Annotated in this window: 19 protein-coding genes; 12 read left to right on the top strand and 7 right to left on the bottom strand. The window is 65.2% G+C overall.

What is annotated here, in order from left to right:
- Positions 1–29: 29 nt before the first annotated feature.
- On the bottom strand, positions 30–1,604 hold the full coding sequence (locus ACVWW6_RS09265; protein WP_456680580.1) for an amidase family protein: 1,575 nt from the start codon (positions 1,602–1,604) through the stop codon (positions 30–32).
- Positions 1,605–1,855: 251 nt separating this feature from the next.
- On the opposite strand from ACVWW6_RS09265, the gene ACVWW6_RS09260 reads away from it, so the two are divergent.
- Both ACVWW6_RS09260 and ACVWW6_RS09255 read left to right on the top strand, forming a co-directional pair.
- Positions 1,856–2,674, top strand: a complete 819-nt coding sequence (locus ACVWW6_RS09260; RefSeq protein WP_456680579.1) for a uracil-DNA glycosylase — start codon at positions 1,856–1,858, stop codon at positions 2,672–2,674.
- A complete protein-coding gene (locus ACVWW6_RS09255) occupies positions 2,671–4,281 on the top strand; it encodes an amidohydrolase family protein (RefSeq protein WP_456680578.1) in 1,611 nt (536 codons plus the stop codon). The genes ACVWW6_RS09260 and ACVWW6_RS09255 overlap by 4 nt, the downstream gene beginning before the upstream one ends.
- A 7-nt stretch (positions 4,282–4,288) precedes the next feature.
- On the opposite strand, the gene ACVWW6_RS09250 is transcribed toward ACVWW6_RS09255, so the two are convergent.
- Positions 4,289–5,323: an aldo/keto reductase gene (locus tag ACVWW6_RS09250; RefSeq protein WP_060909825.1), complete on the bottom strand. Its 1,035-nt coding sequence runs from the start codon at positions 5,321–5,323 to the stop codon at positions 4,289–4,291.
- A gap of 10 nt (positions 5,324–5,333) precedes the next feature.
- Positions 5,334–6,515, bottom strand: a complete 1,182-nt coding sequence (locus ACVWW6_RS09245; RefSeq protein WP_028175258.1) for an MFS transporter — start codon at positions 6,513–6,515, stop codon at positions 5,334–5,336.
- A gap of 98 nt (positions 6,516–6,613) precedes the next feature.
- On the opposite strand from ACVWW6_RS09245, the gene ACVWW6_RS09240 reads away from it, so the two are divergent.
- Positions 6,614–7,591 (top strand): LysR family transcriptional regulator, encoded by a 978-nt coding sequence (locus tag ACVWW6_RS09240; RefSeq protein WP_011083084.1) that lies wholly within the window; start codon positions 6,614–6,616, stop codon positions 7,589–7,591.
- Between the two features lie 265 nt (positions 7,592–7,856).
- Positions 7,857–8,654 (top strand): (S)-ureidoglycine aminohydrolase, encoded by a 798-nt coding sequence (gene allE, locus ACVWW6_RS09235; RefSeq protein ID WP_028175260.1) that lies wholly within the window; start codon positions 7,857–7,859, stop codon positions 8,652–8,654.
- 55 nt (positions 8,655–8,709) lie between these two features.
- Here allE and ACVWW6_RS09230 read toward each other — a convergent pair whose 3' ends face one another.
- The 3 genes from ACVWW6_RS09230 to ACVWW6_RS09220 all read right to left on the bottom strand — a co-directional run bounded on the left by ACVWW6_RS09230 (position 8,710) and on the right by ACVWW6_RS09220 (position 10,103).
- Complete coding sequence (locus ACVWW6_RS09230; RefSeq protein WP_304549390.1) at positions 8,710–9,117, bottom strand: RidA family protein; 408 nt, start codon at positions 9,115–9,117, stop codon at positions 8,710–8,712.
- A 180-nt stretch (positions 9,118–9,297) separates the two neighbouring features.
- Positions 9,298–9,552, bottom strand: a complete 255-nt coding sequence (locus ACVWW6_RS09225; protein WP_011083087.1) for a hypothetical protein — start codon at positions 9,550–9,552, stop codon at positions 9,298–9,300.
- The gene (locus ACVWW6_RS09220; protein WP_249163000.1) at positions 9,549–10,103 is read right to left on the bottom strand and encodes a helix-turn-helix domain-containing protein; all 555 of its coding nucleotides are present in this window, start codon (positions 10,101–10,103) and stop codon (positions 9,549–9,551) included. Before ACVWW6_RS09220 ends, ACVWW6_RS09225 begins: the two co-directional genes overlap by 4 nt.
- Before the next feature lie 172 nt (positions 10,104–10,275).
- Between ACVWW6_RS09220 and ACVWW6_RS09215 the strand changes: the two genes are divergently transcribed.
- From ACVWW6_RS09215 to ACVWW6_RS09180, 8 genes are all read left to right on the top strand, one after another.
- Entirely contained in the window at positions 10,276–10,443 is a 168-nt protein-coding gene (locus tag ACVWW6_RS09215) for a hypothetical protein (protein WP_249162998.1), read from the top strand.
- Positions 10,444–10,874: 431 nt separating this feature from the next.
- Positions 10,875–12,752, top strand: a complete 1,878-nt coding sequence (locus ACVWW6_RS09210; protein WP_456680577.1) for a PAS domain-containing sensor histidine kinase — start codon at positions 10,875–10,877, stop codon at positions 12,750–12,752.
- Entirely contained in the window at positions 12,749–13,420 is a 672-nt protein-coding gene (locus ACVWW6_RS09205; protein ID WP_028175264.1) for a response regulator transcription factor, read from the top strand. Before ACVWW6_RS09210 ends, ACVWW6_RS09205 begins: the two co-directional genes overlap by 4 nt.
- 100 nt (positions 13,421–13,520) lie before the next feature.
- Complete coding sequence (locus ACVWW6_RS09200) at positions 13,521–13,898, top strand: response regulator transcription factor (protein WP_028175265.1); 378 nt, start codon at positions 13,521–13,523, stop codon at positions 13,896–13,898.
- A gap of 153 nt (positions 13,899–14,051) precedes the next feature.
- Positions 14,052–15,935: an FUSC family protein gene (locus ACVWW6_RS09195; protein WP_456680576.1), complete on the top strand. Its 1,884-nt coding sequence runs from the start codon at positions 14,052–14,054 to the stop codon at positions 15,933–15,935.
- The gene (locus ACVWW6_RS09190) at positions 15,932–16,135 is read left to right on the top strand and encodes a DUF1656 domain-containing protein (protein WP_038966667.1); all 204 of its coding nucleotides are present in this window, start codon (positions 15,932–15,934) and stop codon (positions 16,133–16,135) included. Before ACVWW6_RS09195 ends, ACVWW6_RS09190 begins: the two co-directional genes overlap by 4 nt.
- A gap of 11 nt (positions 16,136–16,146) precedes the next feature.
- The gene (locus ACVWW6_RS09185) at positions 16,147–17,442 is read left to right on the top strand and encodes a biotin/lipoyl-binding protein (protein WP_456680575.1); all 1,296 of its coding nucleotides are present in this window, start codon (positions 16,147–16,149) and stop codon (positions 17,440–17,442) included.
- 299 nt (positions 17,443–17,741) lie between these two features.
- The gene (locus ACVWW6_RS09180) at positions 17,742–18,746 is read left to right on the top strand and encodes an AraC family transcriptional regulator (protein WP_039186323.1); all 1,005 of its coding nucleotides are present in this window, start codon (positions 17,742–17,744) and stop codon (positions 18,744–18,746) included.
- Positions 18,747–18,964: 218 nt separating this feature from the next.
- On the opposite strand, the gene ACVWW6_RS09175 is transcribed toward ACVWW6_RS09180, so the two are convergent.
- Entirely contained in the window at positions 18,965–19,903 is a 939-nt protein-coding gene (locus ACVWW6_RS09175; RefSeq protein ID WP_011083095.1) for an acyltransferase domain-containing protein, read from the bottom strand.
- Positions 19,904–19,906: the final 3 nt, after the last annotated feature.

The following is a 19,906-nucleotide window of genomic DNA, read 5'->3' as shown; positions in this document are numbered from 1 at the left end:
CTGTCAACGCGGCGGCAACTCGCGAGCGCTCAGTCCATCGTCTCCCATAGGCGATGGGCGAGCACGCCGGCACGCTTCTCGATCGCCGCCGCGGCATCGAGCGCGAGATCCTCGCGGTAGCGCCCGGTGATGAGCTGCACGCCGATCGGCTTGCCCTCGTGCAAGGCCACCGGCACCACCGCGCCGGGCAGGCCCAGCACGTTGATCGCGGAGATGAAGCGTATCCCGCCCCAGAACACCTCCTGCACGCGCTCGGCGCTGATGGTGTCGTCGCGCGGGCCCGGCGTCGGACTGACCGTGGTCGGCGCCAGCACGACCGGATAGTCCTCGAAGAACAGCTGCCAGGCGCGGATGTGGCCGTTGCGCGCGGCCGTCGCCTGCATCCAGGCCTTGAGATCGAGCACATTGGCCTTGGCCTTCATGCCGTTCCACGCCTTGTGGAAATCCTCGGACGTGACCTTCAGCATCGCGGCCTCCTGCATCACCATCGTCTCGTTGGTGATGATGTCGCACCAGGTCTGCCAGACGCCGTTGATGTCGGGCACCTCGACCTCGCTGACGCGATAGCCGGAACGCTCGAGGTGATCGGCGGCCCGGCGCAGCGCCGCGGCGACCGCCGGATCGACGTCCATGTCGTCGGGGATCTTCGCCAGCGCGACCTTGATCGGTCCCTTCGGCTTCGGCCCCACAAGCGGCGCCGGCACCCACCAGGGATCGCGCGGATCGCGCTGGCTCATCACCTCCAGCGCAAGGCGAACGTCGGCGACGTGGCGGGCGAGCGGCCCCTGCGCCGACATCAGATGCGCCAGCATCGGCCGCTCGGCCGTTGCGCTTCCGTTGAAGGCGGGGATGCGGCCCTGCGTCGGCTTGATGGTGGCAACGCCGTTGCAATGCGCCGGCCAGCGCAGCGAGCCGCCGATGTCGTTGCCATGGGCGATCGTGCCGATACCGGCGGCAACCGCCGACCCCGCGCCACCCGAGGAGCCGCCGCAGGTGATATCAGGGTCCCAGGGGTTCAGCGTCAGCCCATGCAGGGGATTGTCGGTGAAGCCGCGGAAGGAGAATTCCGGCGTGTTGGTGAGACCGATGACGATCGCGCCGGCCTTCTTCAGGTTACGGACAACAGGCGCATCCGACGGCGCGATGTAATCCTTGTTGGCGGGCACGCCGTTGAAGTTCGGCCGGCCTTCGTAATCGACGTTTTCCTTGATGGTGATGGGCACGCCGTGCAGGAGGCCGAGCTCCCCGCCTTTGGCGCGCTGCTTGTCGGCCGCATGCGCAGCCTTCAGCGCTTCCTTGCTGAGATCGACAACGACCGCATTCAGCCTGGGATTGACCGCGCGCATCCGATCCAGATGCGCCTCGACAGTCTCGACCGCGGAGATTGCGCCGCTGCGGATCGCGGCCGCGGTATCGACAGCAGACCATTGCCAGACCGGCCCCCTGGGACGGCGCGCCGTGGCCGATTTGCGCGGGGCGGCCTTCTTGACTGATTTCTTCGCATCTTTCGCGACGGCACCCTTGCGGGCGGTGGCTTTCTTGCTCGAGGTCTTCGTTACTTTCCTTGAAACACTTTTCTTCTTGCTCGCCGTCTTCTTCGCCACGCCGCATCTCCTGAAATTGCGCCGCGGAGGTTATGGAGATCACGCGACCGTGTACAGGCGCGTTTCTGCATGGCGCGTTGTCGCGACGCTCTGTCACGGCCCCGGAGCCAGGGACGCCCATGAACCTTTGCGCCCGCTGTCTTGACCCATATATTGGTTGAATGGTTGAACAAGCTACCGCTGAGATTGCGGCATAACGACCAGGTTTTTTGACGCAGCTATTTTGACATCGGCAGATTGGAGCATTTTCCATGCTCACAGAATTCGACGCCGGATACGGCGAGCAACCCTTTCGCGATCTGTGCACCAGCTACCCTGGTCCTGAAGCCTACGATCCCCACGACTTCCGCATCGAATGGGGGCCCATCTTTCACCGCGGCCGGCTGGACGGATCGGCGCGTGTGCTCATCGTCGGCCAGGATCCCGCCCAGCACGAGACCATCGTGCGCCGAATCCTGGTCGGCACCGCGGGCCGCCGGACCCAGGGCTTTCTGGCCAAGCTCGGCATCGTGCAGAGCTATGTGATGGTGAACACCTTCCTGTACAGCGTTTACGGCCAGAGCAGCGGCTCAAAGCACAAGAACGAGCCGGGCATCGTCGACTATCGCAACAAATGGTTCAAGGCCGTGCTGGGCCCCGGCAACATCGAGGCTGTCGTCTCGCTCGGCGGCCTCGCGGACGAGGCCTGGAAAGCCTGGCTCAAGAGCTCCGACGGCGCGGCCTACAAGACCCTCGCGTATCAGCACATCACGCACCCGACCTGGCCGGAAAGCTCCGCGCATGATTCCGCGACGCAGGCGGCGAATACCAAGATCATGCTGGCCAAATGGAATGCCGCCCTCGCGGCGCTGGCGCCTGAGGTCAAGCATCCCGACGTGCCGACGACACTCGTGCCATACGGCGACGCCTTCAAGCCGTCCGAGCTTGTCGATATCATCGCAAAAGATCTTCCGGCGGGACTGCCGGCCTGGATGCGTGGAGATACGCCGTGGGCCGTGCGCCAGGGCGTTGACGCGGCGGCCAAGCGGCGCACCATCATGATCACCATTCCCGATGGGGTGATTCCATGAGCCCGGCCGCAAACCCGAAGCGATGGGCGCTGACCGGCCGGATCGTGACGATGGCCACTGAGGGCGACGTCATCAAGAACGGGACGATCTTCATCGAGGACAATCGGATCGCCGCGATCCTGCCCAAGGGACAGCCGGCCCCGGTGGGCTTCGAGGCCGTCGCCGCGGTGACCACCGGCGGCACCATCTATCCCGGCCTGATCGAGCTGCATAATCACCTCAGCTACAACGTCCTGCCGCTCTGGCGCGTGCCGCAGCTCTTTGGCAATCGCGACCAGTGGCAGAATGCCAAATCGTACAAGACGTCCGTGACCGGTCCGATGAGCGCGATCGCCCTTGCCGACGACGGCTCGCTGCTGCCGGCCCTGGTTCGCTATGTCGAAGCCAAATGCCTGGTCGCGGGAACGACGACGAGCCAGGGGATCACGCTGTCGAACTGGAGCGGCACGATCCACAAATATTACAAGGGCGCGCTGCGCGCCGCCGAGATCGGGAGCCCGCCCGATCTTCCGCGGGCACACTCCAAGATTCCCGACATCGATGCCGAGGATTGGGCGAAGTTCGACAACGAGCTGAAATCGTCGGCGTGTTTCCTGCTCCACTTAAGCGAGGGCATCGATCCCAAGGCGCATAGCCACTTCCTGGCGCTGCGCAATTCCGCGGGAGATTGGGCGATCGAGCCGTCGCTGGCCGGCATTCATTGCACGGCGCTCGATGCGACCGACTTCGGAACGATGGCCCAGCACCAGGCCAAGGTCGTCTGGTCGCCCCTGAGCAACCTGCTGCTCTATGGCAAGACGACCGATGTCGCCGCAGCGCGCGCCGCAGGCCTCACCATCGCGCTGGGCTCGGATTGGTCGCCGTCCGGCAGCAAGAACCTGCTGGGCGAGCTGAAGGCGGCGAAGGTCGTATCCGCGCATTTCAATCTCGGCTTCAGCGATTACGATATCGTCGCGATGGCAACGCGCAATCCGGCCGCGATCCTGAAGTGGGACTCAAAGCTGGGAACCATCGCCAAGGGCAAGTTCGCCGATCTCCTCGTCGTGAAGGGTGTCACCGGCGATCCTTACGCCCACCTGATCAAATCGCGCGAGCAGGATATCGTCCTGGTCACGATCGGCGGGCGAGCGCGCTATGGGACCAAGAAGGCCATGCAGCAGGCAGGCGGAAGCGGCGAGGCCCTCAAAGTCGGCAGGAGTGCGCGGGTGATCGATTTCACCTCGCCCGACCAGGATCCGGGGATCGAGAAGATCACGCTGGCGGAAGCAACGACCCGATTGAGTGCCGCGCTCGGCAATCTCGGCACGTTGCAGCCGCACAGCATCGCAATGTCGGCCGCGATCGCGAGCGGAACGGTGTCACGAACCGGATGGCGTCTCGCGCTGGACGAGCAGTTCGGCAACAATGTCCAATTGCGCCCGCGGCTGGCATATAACGGCATCCGGACCGGTCCGGATTTGGCAGCTGTCGCAGCAGCCGCCGAGCCGCTGCATCCGATCAAGCTGGATGGCCTCACGGTGGCCGACGATCCCGTCTTCATCGACACGCTGAAGAGCGAACCCAACCTTCCGCAGGGGCTAGGCGCAGCGATCGCCGCCTTCTATTAGCTATCCGTCACACCAGCGGTGGATTGAGCCGCGCAAAACCCTCCTGGATGCGATAGGGGTAATAGGGATAGGGCGGCATCACAGCGCTCGCCTCGTCGAGACGCTTGATCTGATCCGCGCCCAGCGACCAGCCGACCGCACCGAGATTGTCGCGCAGCTGCGCCTCGTCACGGGAACCGATGATCACGGAAGAGACGGTGGGGCGCGACAGCAACCAGGCGATCGCGACCTGCGGCACGGTGCGGCCGGTCTCGGCGGCAATCGCATCCAGCACGTCGACGATCGCGTAAAGCCGCTGCTCGTCCACGGGCGGACCGAATTGCGCGGTGGCGTGCAGGCGGCTCTGTTGCGGCAGCGGTTGGCCGCGCCGGATCTTTCCGGTCAGCCGCCCCCAACCGAGCGGGCTCCAGACCAGCGCGCCGACGCCCTGATCGCGCGCGAGCGGCATCAGCTCCCACTCATAGTCGCGGCCGAGCAGCGAGTAATAGACCTGGTGCGCGACATAGCGCGGCCAGCCGTGCCGGTCCGCGATGGCGAGCGACTTCATCAGCTGCCAGCCCGCGAAATTGGAAACGCCGACATAGCGCAGCTTGCCGGCACGCACGAGCGTATCGAGGGTGGACAGCACCTCCTCGATCGGTGTGAACGCGTCGAACGCGTGAAGCTGAAGGAGGTCGATGGTGTCGGTGCCGAGCCGTTGCAGCGCTGCGTCGACCGCAGTCAGCAACCGCTGCCGCGATGAGCCGGCATCGAGCGGGCCATCGCCCATCGGCAGGCTCATCTTGGTCGAGATCAGCACCTTGTCGCGGCGGCCCTTGATCGCAGCGCCGAGAATCTCCTCGGAGGCACCGTTCGAATAGACGTCGGCACTGTCGAACAAATTGACGCCGGCATCGAGGCAGATGTCGACCAGCCTGCGCGCTTCCTCCGTGCCGCTGCGGCCCCAGGCAGAGAATAACGGGCCTTGGCCGCCGAAAGTGCCGGTGCCGAAGCTGAGGACGGGAACCTTCAGTCCGGAAGCGCCGAGATTGCGGTATTCCATGATCGCGCTCCTATTCCGCCGGGCACGCTGCGACGGCGACCGCGGTACGGTCGAGCCGGAGGCTCCACAACGCCAGCACGAGGCCGATCGCGGTGATTCCGGCCGCCACCAGCGGCAACGCGGAGAGGTCGAGCCCGCGATCGATGGTGACACCGCCGGCCCAGGCCCCCAGCGCGTTGCCGAGATTGAACGCAGCGATGTTGAGGCTGGAGGCGAGCGTGCGGCCGCTCGGGCCGGCGGCTTCCAGCACGCGAAGCTGGAGCGGCGCGACGGTTGCGAAGGCGGCGATGCCGAGCAGCAGGATCAACGCGACAGCGGGGATCTTGACCGACAGCACCGCGGCAAGGCCGAGCAGCACGATGGCGAGCGCGGCGAGAGTGCCGATCAGGGCCCGCGCCAGGCCGCGGTCGGCGAGCTTGCCGCCCGCGACGTTGCCGATCGCAAGACCCGCGCCGAACACCAGCAGGATCGGCGACACCGCTTCCTCCGAAAAACCGGTGAAGCGCGTCAGGATAGGCTGGATATAGGTGAAGACGACGAACAGGCCGGCAAAGCCGAACACGGTCATGGCGAGGCCGAGCAGCACCTGCGGACGGCCGAGCACCGCGAGCTCTTCAGCCAGCGAGATCGGCTTGTCGCCATTGCCGACATGGCCGGGCACGAACGCGGCGACCACGGCGAAGGCAATCACGCCGATCACCGTCACCGCCCAGAACGCCGCGCGCCAGCCGAGCATCAGGCCGAACCAGGCGCCGAAGGGCACCCCTAGCAGGGTTGCGACCGTGAGGCCGATGAACATGGTCGCGATCGCCGAGGCGCGCTTGTCCTCGGCGACGAGGCCGGTGGCCACGACCGAGCCCACGCCGAAGAACGTACCGTGGGCCAGCGAGGTCAGCACCCGCGCCGCCATCAGCAATTCGTAGTTCGGCGCCAGCGCGCAGGCGGCATTGCCGAGCGTGAAGATCGCCATCAGCGCCAGCAATACGGTTTTGCGCGGCATCCGCCGCGTCGCCAGCGTCAGAACCGGCGCGCCGACGAACACACCCAGCGCATAGCCGGAGATGAGGAGGCCCGCGATCGGCACGGAGACATGCATGTCGGCGGCGACCTGGAGCAGCAGGCCCATGATGATGAATTCGGTGGTGCCGATGCCGAAGGCACCGGCGGTGAGCGCAAGGACGGCGGGAGGCATGCGGGACTCCAATGGATGGCACGAGCCACGCAGATAGCCGCGCTGCAGCAAAAGCATTAGGATGTCCGCAATCCAATCATTTGTGACGTGAATTCAACATGGCCCGTTTCGACACCAACCGCTCCGCCGAGATGGAGGTTTTCGTCCGCGTCGTCGACCTGGGCGGGTTCACCCAGGCCGCGCGAAAACTGCGCCTGACGCCGTCGGGCGTCAGCAAGCTGATCTCGCGGCTGGAGGTACGGCTCGGCTCGCGGCTGATCAACCGCACCACGCGCAAGCTCACGCTGACGGAGGAAGGCCAGGCCTTCTACCAGCGCGCCGTGCGCATTCTCGCCGAGATGGAGGAGGCCGAGCGCGAGGCAGCTTCAGGCGCGGCACCGCGCGGCCGCCTCACCGTCAACAGCAACATCCCCTTCGGCATGCTGCATGTGATGCCGCTGATCCCGCGCTTCCTGGAACAGCATCCCGACGTCACGCTCGATCTGGTGCTGACCGACACACTGATCGACCTGATGCAGGAGCGCGCTGACGTCGCGATCCGCGTCGGACCGTTGCGGGCCTCACGCCTCGTCGCGCGAAAACTCGGCACCAGCCGCATGGTTGTGGTCGGCGCGCCGAATTATCTCGCGCGCTTCGGTACGCCGAAGATTCCGGCGGATCTTGCCGATCACCGCGGCATCGGCTGGACCTTTCCGCGCTCGATCCGCGGCTGGCCATTCAAGCGCGGCGACCGCACCGAGGAAGCCGTCCCGCCGCCGGCCGCCCGCGCCAGCGACGGCGAAGCCGCCCGCCGCCTCGCGCTCGGCGGCGTGGGCCTCGCCCGCCTCGCCCTCTTCCACATCGGCCCCGACATCGAATCAGGCCGCCTCGTCCCGGTCTTGCAGAACTACAATCCCGGCGACCGCGAAGACATCCACGCTGTCTATGTCGGCCACACCGCGCCGCTCCCGGCGCGCGTCCGCGCGTTCATCGATTTTCTGGCGGAGCACGTGCGGGTGAGCGACCCCGCGCTGAAGCGCGCGGGGGACGGGAAATGGAGGGTGATGGAAATCCAGCGGACGCGCCCTATTCCTTGAGCCAACCAACAAGCCTCAAGTCAGCGTCGCATCGGAGCTCGACCTGGGCCGGCTCATTGCTCCACTGTCCTTTCCGCATTGATGCTAGGGAGTGGCTGGTATGTTCTGCATTCGCGCTCTCGTCGCAAGGATCCCGTGATGATAACTGTCCGGAACCGGCTGCAACGTGAAGCAGGCTCCAGTGTCCGCGGCATGTTTCCGAAACCCGCCGACGCGGCCTTTCGCTAGAACCTTTCGATTGAACCAGACTCCCCGAGGACCTCAGATGCATCCCACCGACTTGCCCGGCCAACCCGGCATCGTTCCTCCCGGAGCGATCGGCCACAATCGCGGCGTTGTCGGTCGCAACTTCGCGTTCATGCCGCCGGAAGGCGTGTTGAAGAGCCGGCTTCCGGCGTGGAAATCCACAACCGTGCGCTTTCTGGCGGCGCCTTCGCTCGGCGCCGGTTTTGCCCAATATATGCTGGAAATCGAGCCCGCGGGCGGTACGGCCCAGCCGATCTGTGTGGACCTGCAGCACTTCTTCTATGTTGTGGCAGGAGGCGTGGACGTGACCATCGGCTCCGACCCGCCAGTGGAGCTTGCTGTCGGCGCCTTTGTCTATGTACCGCCCGGCGTATCCTTCACGATGTCCTGTCATCCCACCACGCCTGCCCGCATCATCGCCGTCAAGAAGCGCTATGAGAAGGCCGAGGGCATCGCCACCCCGACGGCGATCATCGGTCAACAACAATCCATGCCGATGACGAACCATACCGGGCTGCAGGGCCGCGGGTTCAAGCACCTGCTGCCAATGGGCGACCTGCGGTTCGACTTTGAGATGAACCTGATGTTTTTCCAGCCCGGCGTCTGCTTCCCGGCTGTCGAAACGCACATCATGGAGCACGGATTGTTCATGCTGGAGGGGCAAGGCCTGTATTATCTCGGCAATAGCTGGCACGAAATCTGGGTTGATGATTTCATCTGGATGGGATCGTTCTGTCCGCAGCAATTCTATCCCACCGGCCTGAACCACTCGGTTTATCTGCTGTACAAGAACGTCAACCGGGACGTCGTCCTCTGACGATGGCCGATGAGCGCCGGCAAGACGGGGCAAAGCGAACAAGCTTCGGGGATCTTCAGCCTGACGCCTGAGACGTGTCGCGCGCGCCCGCCGGCAGAGCCGCAGTGATGATGATCTCGATCATATCGCCATCGGGCATGACCGACTGCACGAACGAGCGCACCGGCCCATAACCCGCCGGCATCCAGCTCGCCCAGGCCTCGTCGAAGGCTGGCTTGTTGTCGTGGTCGGTCACCACGATCTCAGCCTTGACGATGCGCGTACGGTCCAGACCCGCATCCTTCAGATAAGTATCGATGACGCCCAAGGCGCTCAGCGTCTGTATGCGAATGTCCTGGGTGCGATCAGGTGAAACCGCCACCGCCCACAGCAACCCGCCGCCGCCCGGCATATGATATGTTGTTACCGCTGACTTGCTGGGCAGATTCCTGTTCGCGATGCGCGTGATGTCGTTTGCATTCATTCTGGGCTCTTGGGCTTGGAGGAGATTCTCGCGATGACGCCTGAGGCCTAACAGCTATCGCGCTCGAAATAGTTCGGAATCGTTGCTTGCCGCACAAAATCGTGGGATGGCGGAGGGTGTCAGTCAATCCCAGTTGAAAGGTACAGCATTCTCGACATTCCGAGACTGGCTCCGTCTCCTTCAGCTTTGCGTGGCCGTTTCTTCGATCGACGGCTCCATCAAGGCATAGTGCGCGATGCCGGCGGCAATGAGCCTGCAGAAGTTTATGGTAACGCGACCGTAGAAGGCGCCCGCCCCGGGTTCCGAGGATGCGAACCGATAGGAGGCGCCGAGACCGCGAGCGATCTCCAACAATCCCATGATCTCATGGTGCACCAGCGCCGAATGAATGCCGACCAGCTGCAGCAGCAGGGCCTGAATGCCAGGGTTGCTCATGACGGTCTTGCTCCGACGGGCGGCAGCGGCAGGAATTGCGCGAGATAGGCGCTCCTCCATTGATACGGCGTGTCGCCCGCGAAGCGCTTGAACACCGTCGTGAAATGAGCCTGCGTCTGGAACCCGACGGTCAAGGCGATGTCGACGAGCGAGACGTCAGCTTGTTGCAGCAATTCCTGGGCCCGCTCGATCCGCCGCTTCAGCAAATACTCGTGCGGCCTGATGCCGACGGCCGCCCGGAACTGCGCCGCGAAGTGCATCCGGCTAAGGCCGGCAACGGCGGCCAGATGCTCCAAGGTCACCTTCGCGGCCAGATTGTCGTCGACATACTGCATGACGCGCTTGAGGCGCCATTTCTGCAACGACCGCACCGCCCGGCAAACCCGGCCTTCATGATCACCCTCGGCCGACTCGGGCTGGCCTTGTCCGGCCACCGTCCGCCGGCTTGCCTTGCGGGTCAGAATGGCCAGACGCAGCGCATCGACAAGGATGGCAGAATGGGGATGGTGCATGGCTTTGGTGGCCGCGAGTGCATCCGAGAGGCGCTGCATCACCGGATCCGTGAATCCTTCCGCGCCCGTCTCCCGATCGACCTCCGAGGAGGCGCATGCAAGCCGTTTCGCGGACACCCTGAAGCTCGGCTCGCTATCGGCAGATCCCCGCACGTCCGGCGCAGGCGGCTCGATGGCCAGCGCAACATCCAGATGAACGAGGGAGAGCGTCATGGCCTCCTCGCCGGAGCGCCGTGAACGTCTCGATGACCGCAGCCGCCCACGTTCGATTGACGAGACGTCGATTGCGGCGGCGACATGGTCCTTGGCATTTTGCGGGTGTGACATCTGCAGCGACATCGTCGAACTCCTTGTTCCATTTCGCATCGGCAATGTCTGACGACTTGTCCGAATGCGATGGGAGCAGAGTAGTTCGGCGATCCGCGCGCTCCATTCTACGCGCGGGTGTATGGATAAGGTCTCGGGTTAACTGCGTCATACCTAGGTATGATCGCGGTACAGCCACCGGGCGAGAGTGCGAGCGGAACACCTCGTCCGCAGCTACGGACGCACGAGGCCGGCGGCTCGGCGCGCCTGCGGTAAGTTGACGCGGCCGTGATCGGCGATATCACCGAGAAGCCTCGTTCCGCCGGAGAATCTCCCGGTCGCGCCCGCGCCGGATTCAACTGTCCAGGAGGACTTCCACGAGAGCACGAAAATCGGCCGGCTGGATATTGTGGACGCGATCAAATCGCGGCATCAACGTGGCTGCTATGAGAAGAAGCACAGCCTGCGACGATGACGAACCTTGATCGGCCCACGGGTTCATCCATGAGCCGCGCCGGCTTGCGGTTCTGGTCCGCCGCCCTCGCCTTCGCGGTCTTCATGGTTGACGTGCTGACGCCGCTCGAGGGCGCGGTCGCAGTCCTCTATGTCATCGCGATCCTCCTTGCGGCGAGGACGAACCGGCGCAACGACATCATCGTCGCCGCGACCGGCTGTGTCGTCCTGACCATAACCGCCTATCTGCTGTCGCACGATCTGCATGAAATCGCCTCGCCCGCCCTTCGCGCGCTGGTGAGCCTCGCGGCGATCGGGATCACCACCCTGCTGGTGCTGCAGAATCACGCGGCGACGACGCGCCTCGCGGCGCAAGCGCGGCTGCTCAATCTCTCGCATGACATGATCTTCGTCAGGGATCGCGGCGGCGTGATCACGTTCTGGAACAAAACCGCGGAACAGACTTACGGCTGGTCGGCCGACGAGGCGCTCGGGCAGCTCGCCGACAAGCTTCTGCGGACCAGCTATTCCGACCGGCGGGAAGCCATCGAGGCCAGCCTGCTCGATACCGGGCGATGGGAAGGCAGGGTTGAGCAACGGACGAAGGCCGGCACCGCGCTCACCGTCGACGCCCGATGGGCCCTTCAGCACGACCATCTCGGCAAACCCGTCGGGGTGCTCGAAACGCACACCGACGTTACGGACCGCGTGGCGGCGCACAGCGCGCTGGTGCAGAGCGAGCAACGATACCGCCGGATGTTCGACGCAAGCCGGATCGGCGTCGTCGAGGAGGACTGGAGCGGACTGCGGACCGCGCTGGATTTGCTGCAGACCGGAGGGGCGGACCTGCGCGACTATCTGGCACGCAACCCCGATTTCGTCAGGCATGCCCGCCGCCTCGCCAGAATCACCGACGTCAATCCGGCCCTGCAGAAGATGGCGGGGGCAAGCGGCTCACCGGCCTTCATCGAGAACGCGGACAAGCTGCTGGGCGAGAATGATCGCAGTTTCCTCGACGCCCTGGTCGCATTCGCGAACGGAGAGCGGTTTCACGAAGGGGAGACCCAGCTCGTGAGCTTCGACGGGCGTAAGGTCCCCGTGCTGTTCACGATCACCTTTCCGCCCGAACCCGACGGAGATCAAAACGTGCTCGTCTTCGTCGTCGACATCACCGAGCGCAAGCAGGCTCAGGATGCACTGCTCGCGGCGCAAGCCGAGCTCGCCCATGCTGCGCGCGTTGCCACCCTCGGCGAGCTCAGCGCGTCCATAGCGCACGAGGTGAACCAGCCGCTGGCGGCAATCGTCACCAGCGGCGAAGCCGGCTTGCGATGGCTGCGGCGCGACGTACCCGATCTCAAGGAGGTCGCCACCACGATCGGCCATGTTGTTGCTCAGGGCCGCCGCGCCAGCGAGATCGTGACCAGGATCCGGACCTTCCTGAAGAAGGCTGCACCCCAGCAGGATCTGCTGCAAATCGGCGAGGTCATCGAGGAGGCGACTGCGCTGGTCGCGCGCGAGCTCGCCAAGGACGACGTCGCCCTCATCGTCGAGCCGCAGCACGGCCTGCCGCCGGTTCGCGGCGACCGGATTCAGCTGCAGCAGGTCCTGGTCAATCTTCTGATCAATGCCAGCCAGGCGATGTCAGGCCGGCCCGGTTCCCGCGTCATCACGCTGCGTGCAGGCACCGTGGACAGCGAGACCCTCGCCATCACGGTGCAGGACAGCGGCCCGGGCATCCCGCCTGATGACATGGCACGCCTGTTCGATCCGTTCTTCACGACGAAGGACGGCGGGATGGGCATGGGGCTTGCGATCTGCCGAACGACGGTGGAAGCTCACGGCGGCCGATTGTCGGTGGTGAGCACCCCGGGCTCGGGAGCGACATTCCACCTGACATTGCCATATAGCCAAGAACACGCCTCGCCATGACACGACCAAACCAGGCTCAGCCGCCGACGCAACCCTCAAGCGCGACTGTCATCATCGTCGATGACGATGCGGGCATCCGCGCCTCGCTCGACAGCCTGTTCCGATCCGTCGGCCTCGAGACGCGCCTGTTCGGCTCGCCGGCGGAACTGCTCGGCGGCTCGCTGCCCGGCGGCCCCGGCTGCATCGTGCTGGACGTCCGCCTTCCCGGCGTGAGCGGGCTCGATCTGCAGAGCCAGCTCGTCCGGCAGGGCATCAGCTATCCGATCATCTTCATGACGGGCCATGGGGACATTCCGATGTCGGTGCGTGCCATGAAGGCCGGTGCCGTCGATTTCCTCTCCAAGCCGTTTCGCGACCAGGACATGCTCGATGCGGTGACGGCGGCGCTCGAACGTGATGCGCAGCACCGTGCCGAAGCCGCGACCAAGGAGGACATCCGCGCCCAGTACGAGACCCTGACGGCGCGCGAGCGCGAGGTGATGGGCCATGTCACCGCCGGCCTGATGAACAAGCAGGTCGCGGCCCTGATCGGCCTCAGCGAGATCACGGTCAAGATCCACCGCGGGAACGTCATGCGCAAGATGGGGGTTCGGTCGCTGGCCGACCTCGTCCGCAAGGCCGAGGCGCTGGGGGTATCCCAAACCCGCGGGACTACGGATCACACCTGAGTATAATTCCTGCGGGACTGCCCCGGGTGCATAAGGCGCCATCGGCCGCGCAAAGGGAGATGCCCTCCTTGCGGAACACCGCGGTCAGGATTGTGTGCCAATGGCCAAAACCCCGGTGATTGCGATCGTAGACGACGACGAAGGCGTTCGCACGTCGCTGGCGAGCCTGGTGCGCTCGATCGGCTACGAGGCCCAGGCCTACGAATCCGGCATGGATTTCCTGCGGCAGGCACCGGGAGACGATCCGGCATGCATGATCGCCGACGTCCAGATGCCTGTCATCACCGGCGATGAGCTGCAGGCACAGTTGATCGCGTCCGGCCGACGCTTCCCGATCATCTTCATGACGGCATTTCCAAGCGAATCCGTGCGCCGGCGCGTGATGGCGGCTGGCGCGCATTGCTATCTCGGCAAGCCCTCCAGCGGTGACGAGATCATCCGCTACCTCGAAGAGGCGCTGGCAGGCCACGCGCCGTAGTCCGCAAGACGGCCCCTGCCCCCAACCGGACGTGCATTCCGGCAAGCGGGTTGGTGGACCGGAAATACCGGCAAGCCCCGCAAACCTCATATTCGGCGCTGATTTTGCGAGATCGGCAGGCCCGCACGCTCTGCCGGAAACGGATGGGGCACGATGCCAGTGAACACCACAAGTGCCGCCGCGCCGCGTCCGCTGGTCTTTGCCGGCTTTCCGGCAAGTTCCTGGGCGTTCGCGCTTCGGGTCTGGCTGGCGATGCTGCTCGCGTTGTATGTGGGCTTCTGGCTCGAGCTCGAATCCCCGTCGTCGGCCGCCCTCACCGTGGCCGTCTTGGCGCTGCCGACACGCGGTCAGGGTATGGAAAAAGCCGGCTACCGGCTGCTCGCAACCGTCATCGGCGTCATCGCCTCGATCGCAATCGCCGGCCTATTTTCCCAGACCGGCGGCCTCCTGCTGGTGGTGTTGGGCATCTGGGTCGGGCTTTGCACCTATGTGGCCGGCCTGCTGGATGGCAATCGCGCCTATGCGGCGGCACTCTGCTGCATCACCGTCGCCCTGATCGCCGTCGAGCAGATCGACACGCCGCTACAGGTGTTCCCGACCGGCGTCGCGCGTGGCGCCGCCATCGGCATCGGCGTCCTTGCGGTGGCGCTTGTGAACGAGGTTCTGGCCGCGCCGAGCTATCATCCGGTTCTGGCAAGCCGCATCGAAGCGCTGCACCGCCGGGTCACGGATCTCGCGCGAGATGCCGAGCGCGGCGAGACTCCATCCGCGGCCGTTGGGGCTGGACTGCTGCATGACATCGCGGCGGTGCGTCCGGAGATCGCCAGCCTGACGACGGAATCGAGCATCGGCACGGCAAGGACCGTGGCCGCGCGTTCCGCGCTGGTCGATCTCGTCGGCGCGTTCTCGCTCGGTCGCATGCTCGCAGCGCTCCCTGCCGCGGCCGCGCTGGCGCCAGATGCAGCCGGGCTGGTCGCGATATCCCGATCCTGGCTCCGGGCCGAAATCGGCCGAAACAACGCGCTAGTCCGCGGCAGCCTCGATGCGCTGCGCGAAGGGACAAGCCCGTATCGTGCATGGCGCGCGCCGCTCTATCGCTCGCGCCGCATCGCGGCCGAGACTGGCGCACGGGCTGCGATCTCGTTCACGCTGATTGCAATTGTCTTCGTCCTGACGGGCTGGCCGACCACCGAGCTCTGCCTCTCGCTCGTTGCGGTGATCATCGGCCTCGGCTCGACGTCGCCCTCGCCGCGCAACTTCACGATGGTGGCGGTGATGGCGACGCCGATCGCCTGCGCGCTGGCCGGCATCCTGAAATATTTCGTCTTCAACGGTGTGTCCGAGTTTCAGCTGCTCGCGATCGGTCTTGCGCCTGTTGTCATCGGCCTCGCACTGCTGATCACGTTGCCGAGCCCCATGCTGTCTTCAATCGGCCGCCTCGTGCTGGTGTTCACCCTCGTCGTGCTCGCGCCGACCAATCCGCAGAGCTACGACCCCGAGGTGTTTCTCGTGACGAGCCTCTTCGTCTGCCTGTCGTCGACGCTCGTCTTCGCGGCGCAGCTGCTGCTGCCTCCCTTGTCGGGCGACCGGCGAGTTCGCCTGCTACTGGGAGAGGCCCGGCGCGAACTGAGCCGCGCCGACGGTGGACGAGCCCGCCACCTCGCGCCGGAGGAAGCCGCCTTTCGCGACGCGGCGCGGATCGAGCAGATTTTGACCGCAAACGGCCCCTCCGCGATCGACGATCGGATCGCCGGCACAGCGATGCGCTGTTTCGACCAGGCCGCAGCCCTGCGGCGTTGCCGCGCCGAACTGGACCGGGTCGGACAGGGGCCGCTGGCCGTAGCGGCGCAGGCCGCGCGAGAGGCCCTCACCCGTCGGAACAGCGGCGTGATCCTCGCTGCAGCCGAGGCGCTGCACCAGTCGGCAGCACGAAGCGACCTGTCGGCCAGCGCGGCCATTGCCGCGCTGATTGCGGCAAGCGTGGCCTTCGCGCCGTCACAATCTCCGGCCGACTCCAGCCAAGGGAAACGGTCATGACGAACACCTATCGGGAACTGGTCATCGGCGGCGTGCTCATTGCCCCCATCGTTTCCTATGCGGCAACCGCGCTGCTCGCGTTCCTGTTACTGCGCCCGCTGCTGCGCTTCATCGGATTCGCGAGAGTCTTCAGCAACCCGTCGCTGGCCGAGCTTTGCCTCTACGTGGCGATGTTCGGCATGCTCGCACTGTTCTTCTAGGGAGAAGAGTCATGGAAGCTACCCTGCCCCGCGACGCCGCCCCACTTCGCAGCGACCCACCAGCCGAAGCACCGGGCGATGCCTCAAGTACCGCGGAGGGCTCAGCCGCACCGGAGACCGTGGCACGCGACACCAGCGATCGCACGGCGGACACCGTCAGACCTCCGACACAGGCAACGCCCTCCGCGAGGCCGCTGCACAAGGCTGTCGGCCGATTCATGCTCGGCGCCGGCAAGCATCTCGCGACCCTCGGCATCGCATTGGTCGCCGTCTTGATATCGGTTGCGACCTGGCAGCACTACGTCACTGCTCCCTGGACGCGGAACGGCAGCGTGCGTGTCCAGGTCGCCAATGTCGCGCCGCAGGTTGCAGGCAAGATCGTGGCGCTGCGGGTTGGCGACAACCAGTTCGTCCACAAGGGCGACGTCCTTTACGTCATCGACCCCTTCGACTTCGAAGTGGCCGTCCGAATCGGCAAGGCGCTGGTCGACCAGCGGGCCGCGGATCTGGAGGTGAAGCAGGCCGAGTTCGACCGGCGTCGGCATCTGTCCAACCTCGCGACGACGCCCGAAGAGCAGCAGATCTATGCAGGCAACGCAGCGCAGGCGAAGGCCGCCTACGAGGCGGCGGCACACCAGCTCGCACAGGCGGAGCTGAATTTGAAACGGACCAGCGTGACCAGTCCCGTCGATGGTTACGTCACGAATCTCCTGCTACGCGCAGGCGACTATGCCGTCACCGGCGTCAGCAACATCTCGGTGATCGATTCCAACAGTTTCTGGATCGACGGTTATTTCGAGGAAACCAAGATGGCTCGCGTCTGCGTCGGGGATCGCGCGGAAGCGCAATTGATTGGTTACGCCAAGCCGATCCTGGGGCATGTGAAGACCGTGACGCGAGGCGTCAGCGTGTCGAACGCCGCTGCGGGCACGCAGGGCTTGCCCAATGTCGACCCGATCTACACCTGGGTGCGGCTTGCCCAGCGCGTACCGGTTCGCGTCGCCATCGACACGGTGCCGCCGGATGTGCCACTGGTCTCGGGCATGACGGCGACGGTGACAATCCGACAGCCCTCCGCGGGCGATCACCAGACCCGGTTCGACCGGTTCCGCGCGAGCTTCGTGGATCCCGTCACTGATCTGTTCGGCGCAGGACAACCGCCGCGTGCGAACTGCCTGCAGGCCACATCCCAGCAACGCCCCGAGGTGGAAGCGATCCCGTATTCGCGCGAACCCGCGGTTCCCCCGGCACAGTCGATCGCGCCCGGCCTTACACCCGGCATCGACGCCTCGCCACGTCTGCCCTGAACACGCCTGCTCTGAATTAGACGAACACGCCCGACCGGACGAGACGGCACCGCGTCAAACCTCTGGTCCGGCCGGTGCTGCGCTCTAACATCAGACCTCACTGCACATGTGCTTGATCCCTTTGGTTCAATTGAACTCTTTGCGACATGCGGTCGCACCTCTCGCATTTGCAAAATCTAATACCGCTTAAGCATCCTTAACGAGCCTTTCGACGAGGCCGCACCTATCGTTCGAGCATGGACCAGTTGCATTCGGCAGCCGTCACGACGGCGGCAGAATCCAGGACACGGGGACGAACGATGCTCACCGATATCCAAGCGGCCGGCGCCCGGTCGACGTATCAACCCAGCCGCCACGAACCGGCCTCCCCGCAGGAGACTCGCGCATTTCCCCTCGAACGGAGGTGGCGCCAGCCCGCGGCCACGCCTGACGACATCACGATCTCGCGCTGGACCTGCACGCAAACGGGCATAAGGCACGAAGAGGCGACGACGCCTGCCGACCGATACTTCTTCGCCATCGCCTTGAAGACGTCCCGCGCCAAACTGACCAGAGGCCGTCACACCATCTTCGACGGCATCATGCCGGCAGGCACGCTGTATATCGGCGCACCGTTGCAGCAGCTCAGTGCGCAGTTCTCGGCGCCGTGCGACTTCCTGCACTTCCACGTCTCGGCCAGCACTTATTTTCCGTTCCTAAGGCCTGGAGCAGGAACAGCCTCGGCCGAAGGCCTCAACGACCTCGTGCTGCTCCGCGACCCCTTTGCCGAACAGCTGGCGAAGGCGCTGACCGAACGCGGCCATTCGGCTGACCGGGAATTCGCGCGTTGCATCGGTCAGACGCTGGCAATGCACCTCGCCCGGCGCGAGCTGCCACACTCGAAAGTCAATGCCTTGCCGAAATGGCGACTGCGGCGCGTGGAGGAATACGTCGGGACGCACTTCGACCACTGCATCAGCTTGTCCGAGCTTGCCAAGGTGGCGGGACTGTCCCGGATGCACTTCGCGGCCCAGTTTCGCGCCGCGACGGGATACCGGCCGCGCGAGTACCTGCTGCATCAGCGCATCGAGCGTGCGAAATCGCTGCTGTCGAATTCCGAGACGGCCTTGGCCGAGGTGGCGCTGACCGTCGGCTTCTGCACCCAAGCGCATTTCTCGACCGTCTTCAAACGGATCACGGGTGACACGCCTGCGCGCTGGCGTTGCGCCAGCCGGAACGCATCGGCTTCGTCCAGGCTCTCCGGCGGCGATCCGGCTTCGACATACAAGGCCGTGTCTCACGTGCTGCCCGCGGACTTCTCGTGAATCATGCGAAATGAGAAACACAAGGGGTTCGTGAAATACTTTGGCCGCGGGATCGGCGATGATGTGCGTGTTAGGTGACTGAGACCCCAAGTCACCGCTCGAGCCTCCCTCCTCCCTGGGCATACGAGCGTTTTAGGGCCGTCCTCCCCCAAAGGACGGCCCCTTTTTTTGACCGGGCAGCGCGATCGACGGCATCGTCTCTTCGGAATTTGGCGAGGCTAGTCGTTCAGGTGACGCGCAGCCCAGGCGCGGACGCCCTGAAGACTCCTGAAATCATCCAGCGAGCGAGCCGGAAGTCCGGCCCCGATTTCCGCAACCATGCTGCTGAGCGCATGTCGCGGCCCGAGCTCGAGAAACCCCGTCGCGCCCGCTTCGACACAGGCCTGCAGGCAATCCGCCCATTGCACGGTTTGCGAGATCTGCGCGGCAAGTTTGTCGCGACCGCTCTCGAGCGAGACGACCGGAGCGGCATCGATTCCGCTCAGAATGCGCGCACCGGTCCTCGGGGGAAATACCGCCGGTGCCAGGCGCAAGGTCTCACGAAATGCGGCAGACGCCGCGGCGAGCCGCTTGGTGTGGGAGGCAACCTCGACCGGCAACGCGACGATCCTTGCGCCGTGCATCGCCCGCGCGTCGTCGGCAATCCCGCCCAGCGCCTCGCGGCCGCCGCCGATGACAAAGGCATCGCCCGGATTGACGATGGCGATCGCTGCGCCGTGACGTTCGCAAAGGCGACCGACCTCCTCGCGCGAAAGACCGCGGACGAAGATCAGCCCGTCACCGGCGCGCGTGGCCGCATCCATGGCCTCTGCGCGGCGTGCCACGAGATCGAGCGTGGCGGTCGCATCGAGCACACCGCCGACACCCCAGGCCGCGACCTCGCCGACACTGTAGCCGGCAATGATGACGCCGCGTGGAATGACATCTGCGAGCGCGCGCGCCGCGGCGAGCGGCTGCAAGGTGCAGAGAATCTGGCCCGTACGGTTGCGGTGCAGGGCCTCATCGGGTTCGCCGCGGACGAAATCGCGCGGATCGCTGCCACCGAGCAATGTCGCCGCGTGCGCAAACAGGTCCGCGGCCTCAGGCGCGCCGCCCGTGAGGGCGAACATGTCCCGATGCTGTCCGCCTTGTCCCGAGCAGAGGATCGCAAGCGTCACGGT

The organism is Bradyrhizobium sp. USDA 3311 (assembly GCF_054062495.1).
The sequence above is the reverse complement of the archived record's forward strand: the minus strand, read 5'-3'. Positions and strand labels throughout refer to the sequence as shown.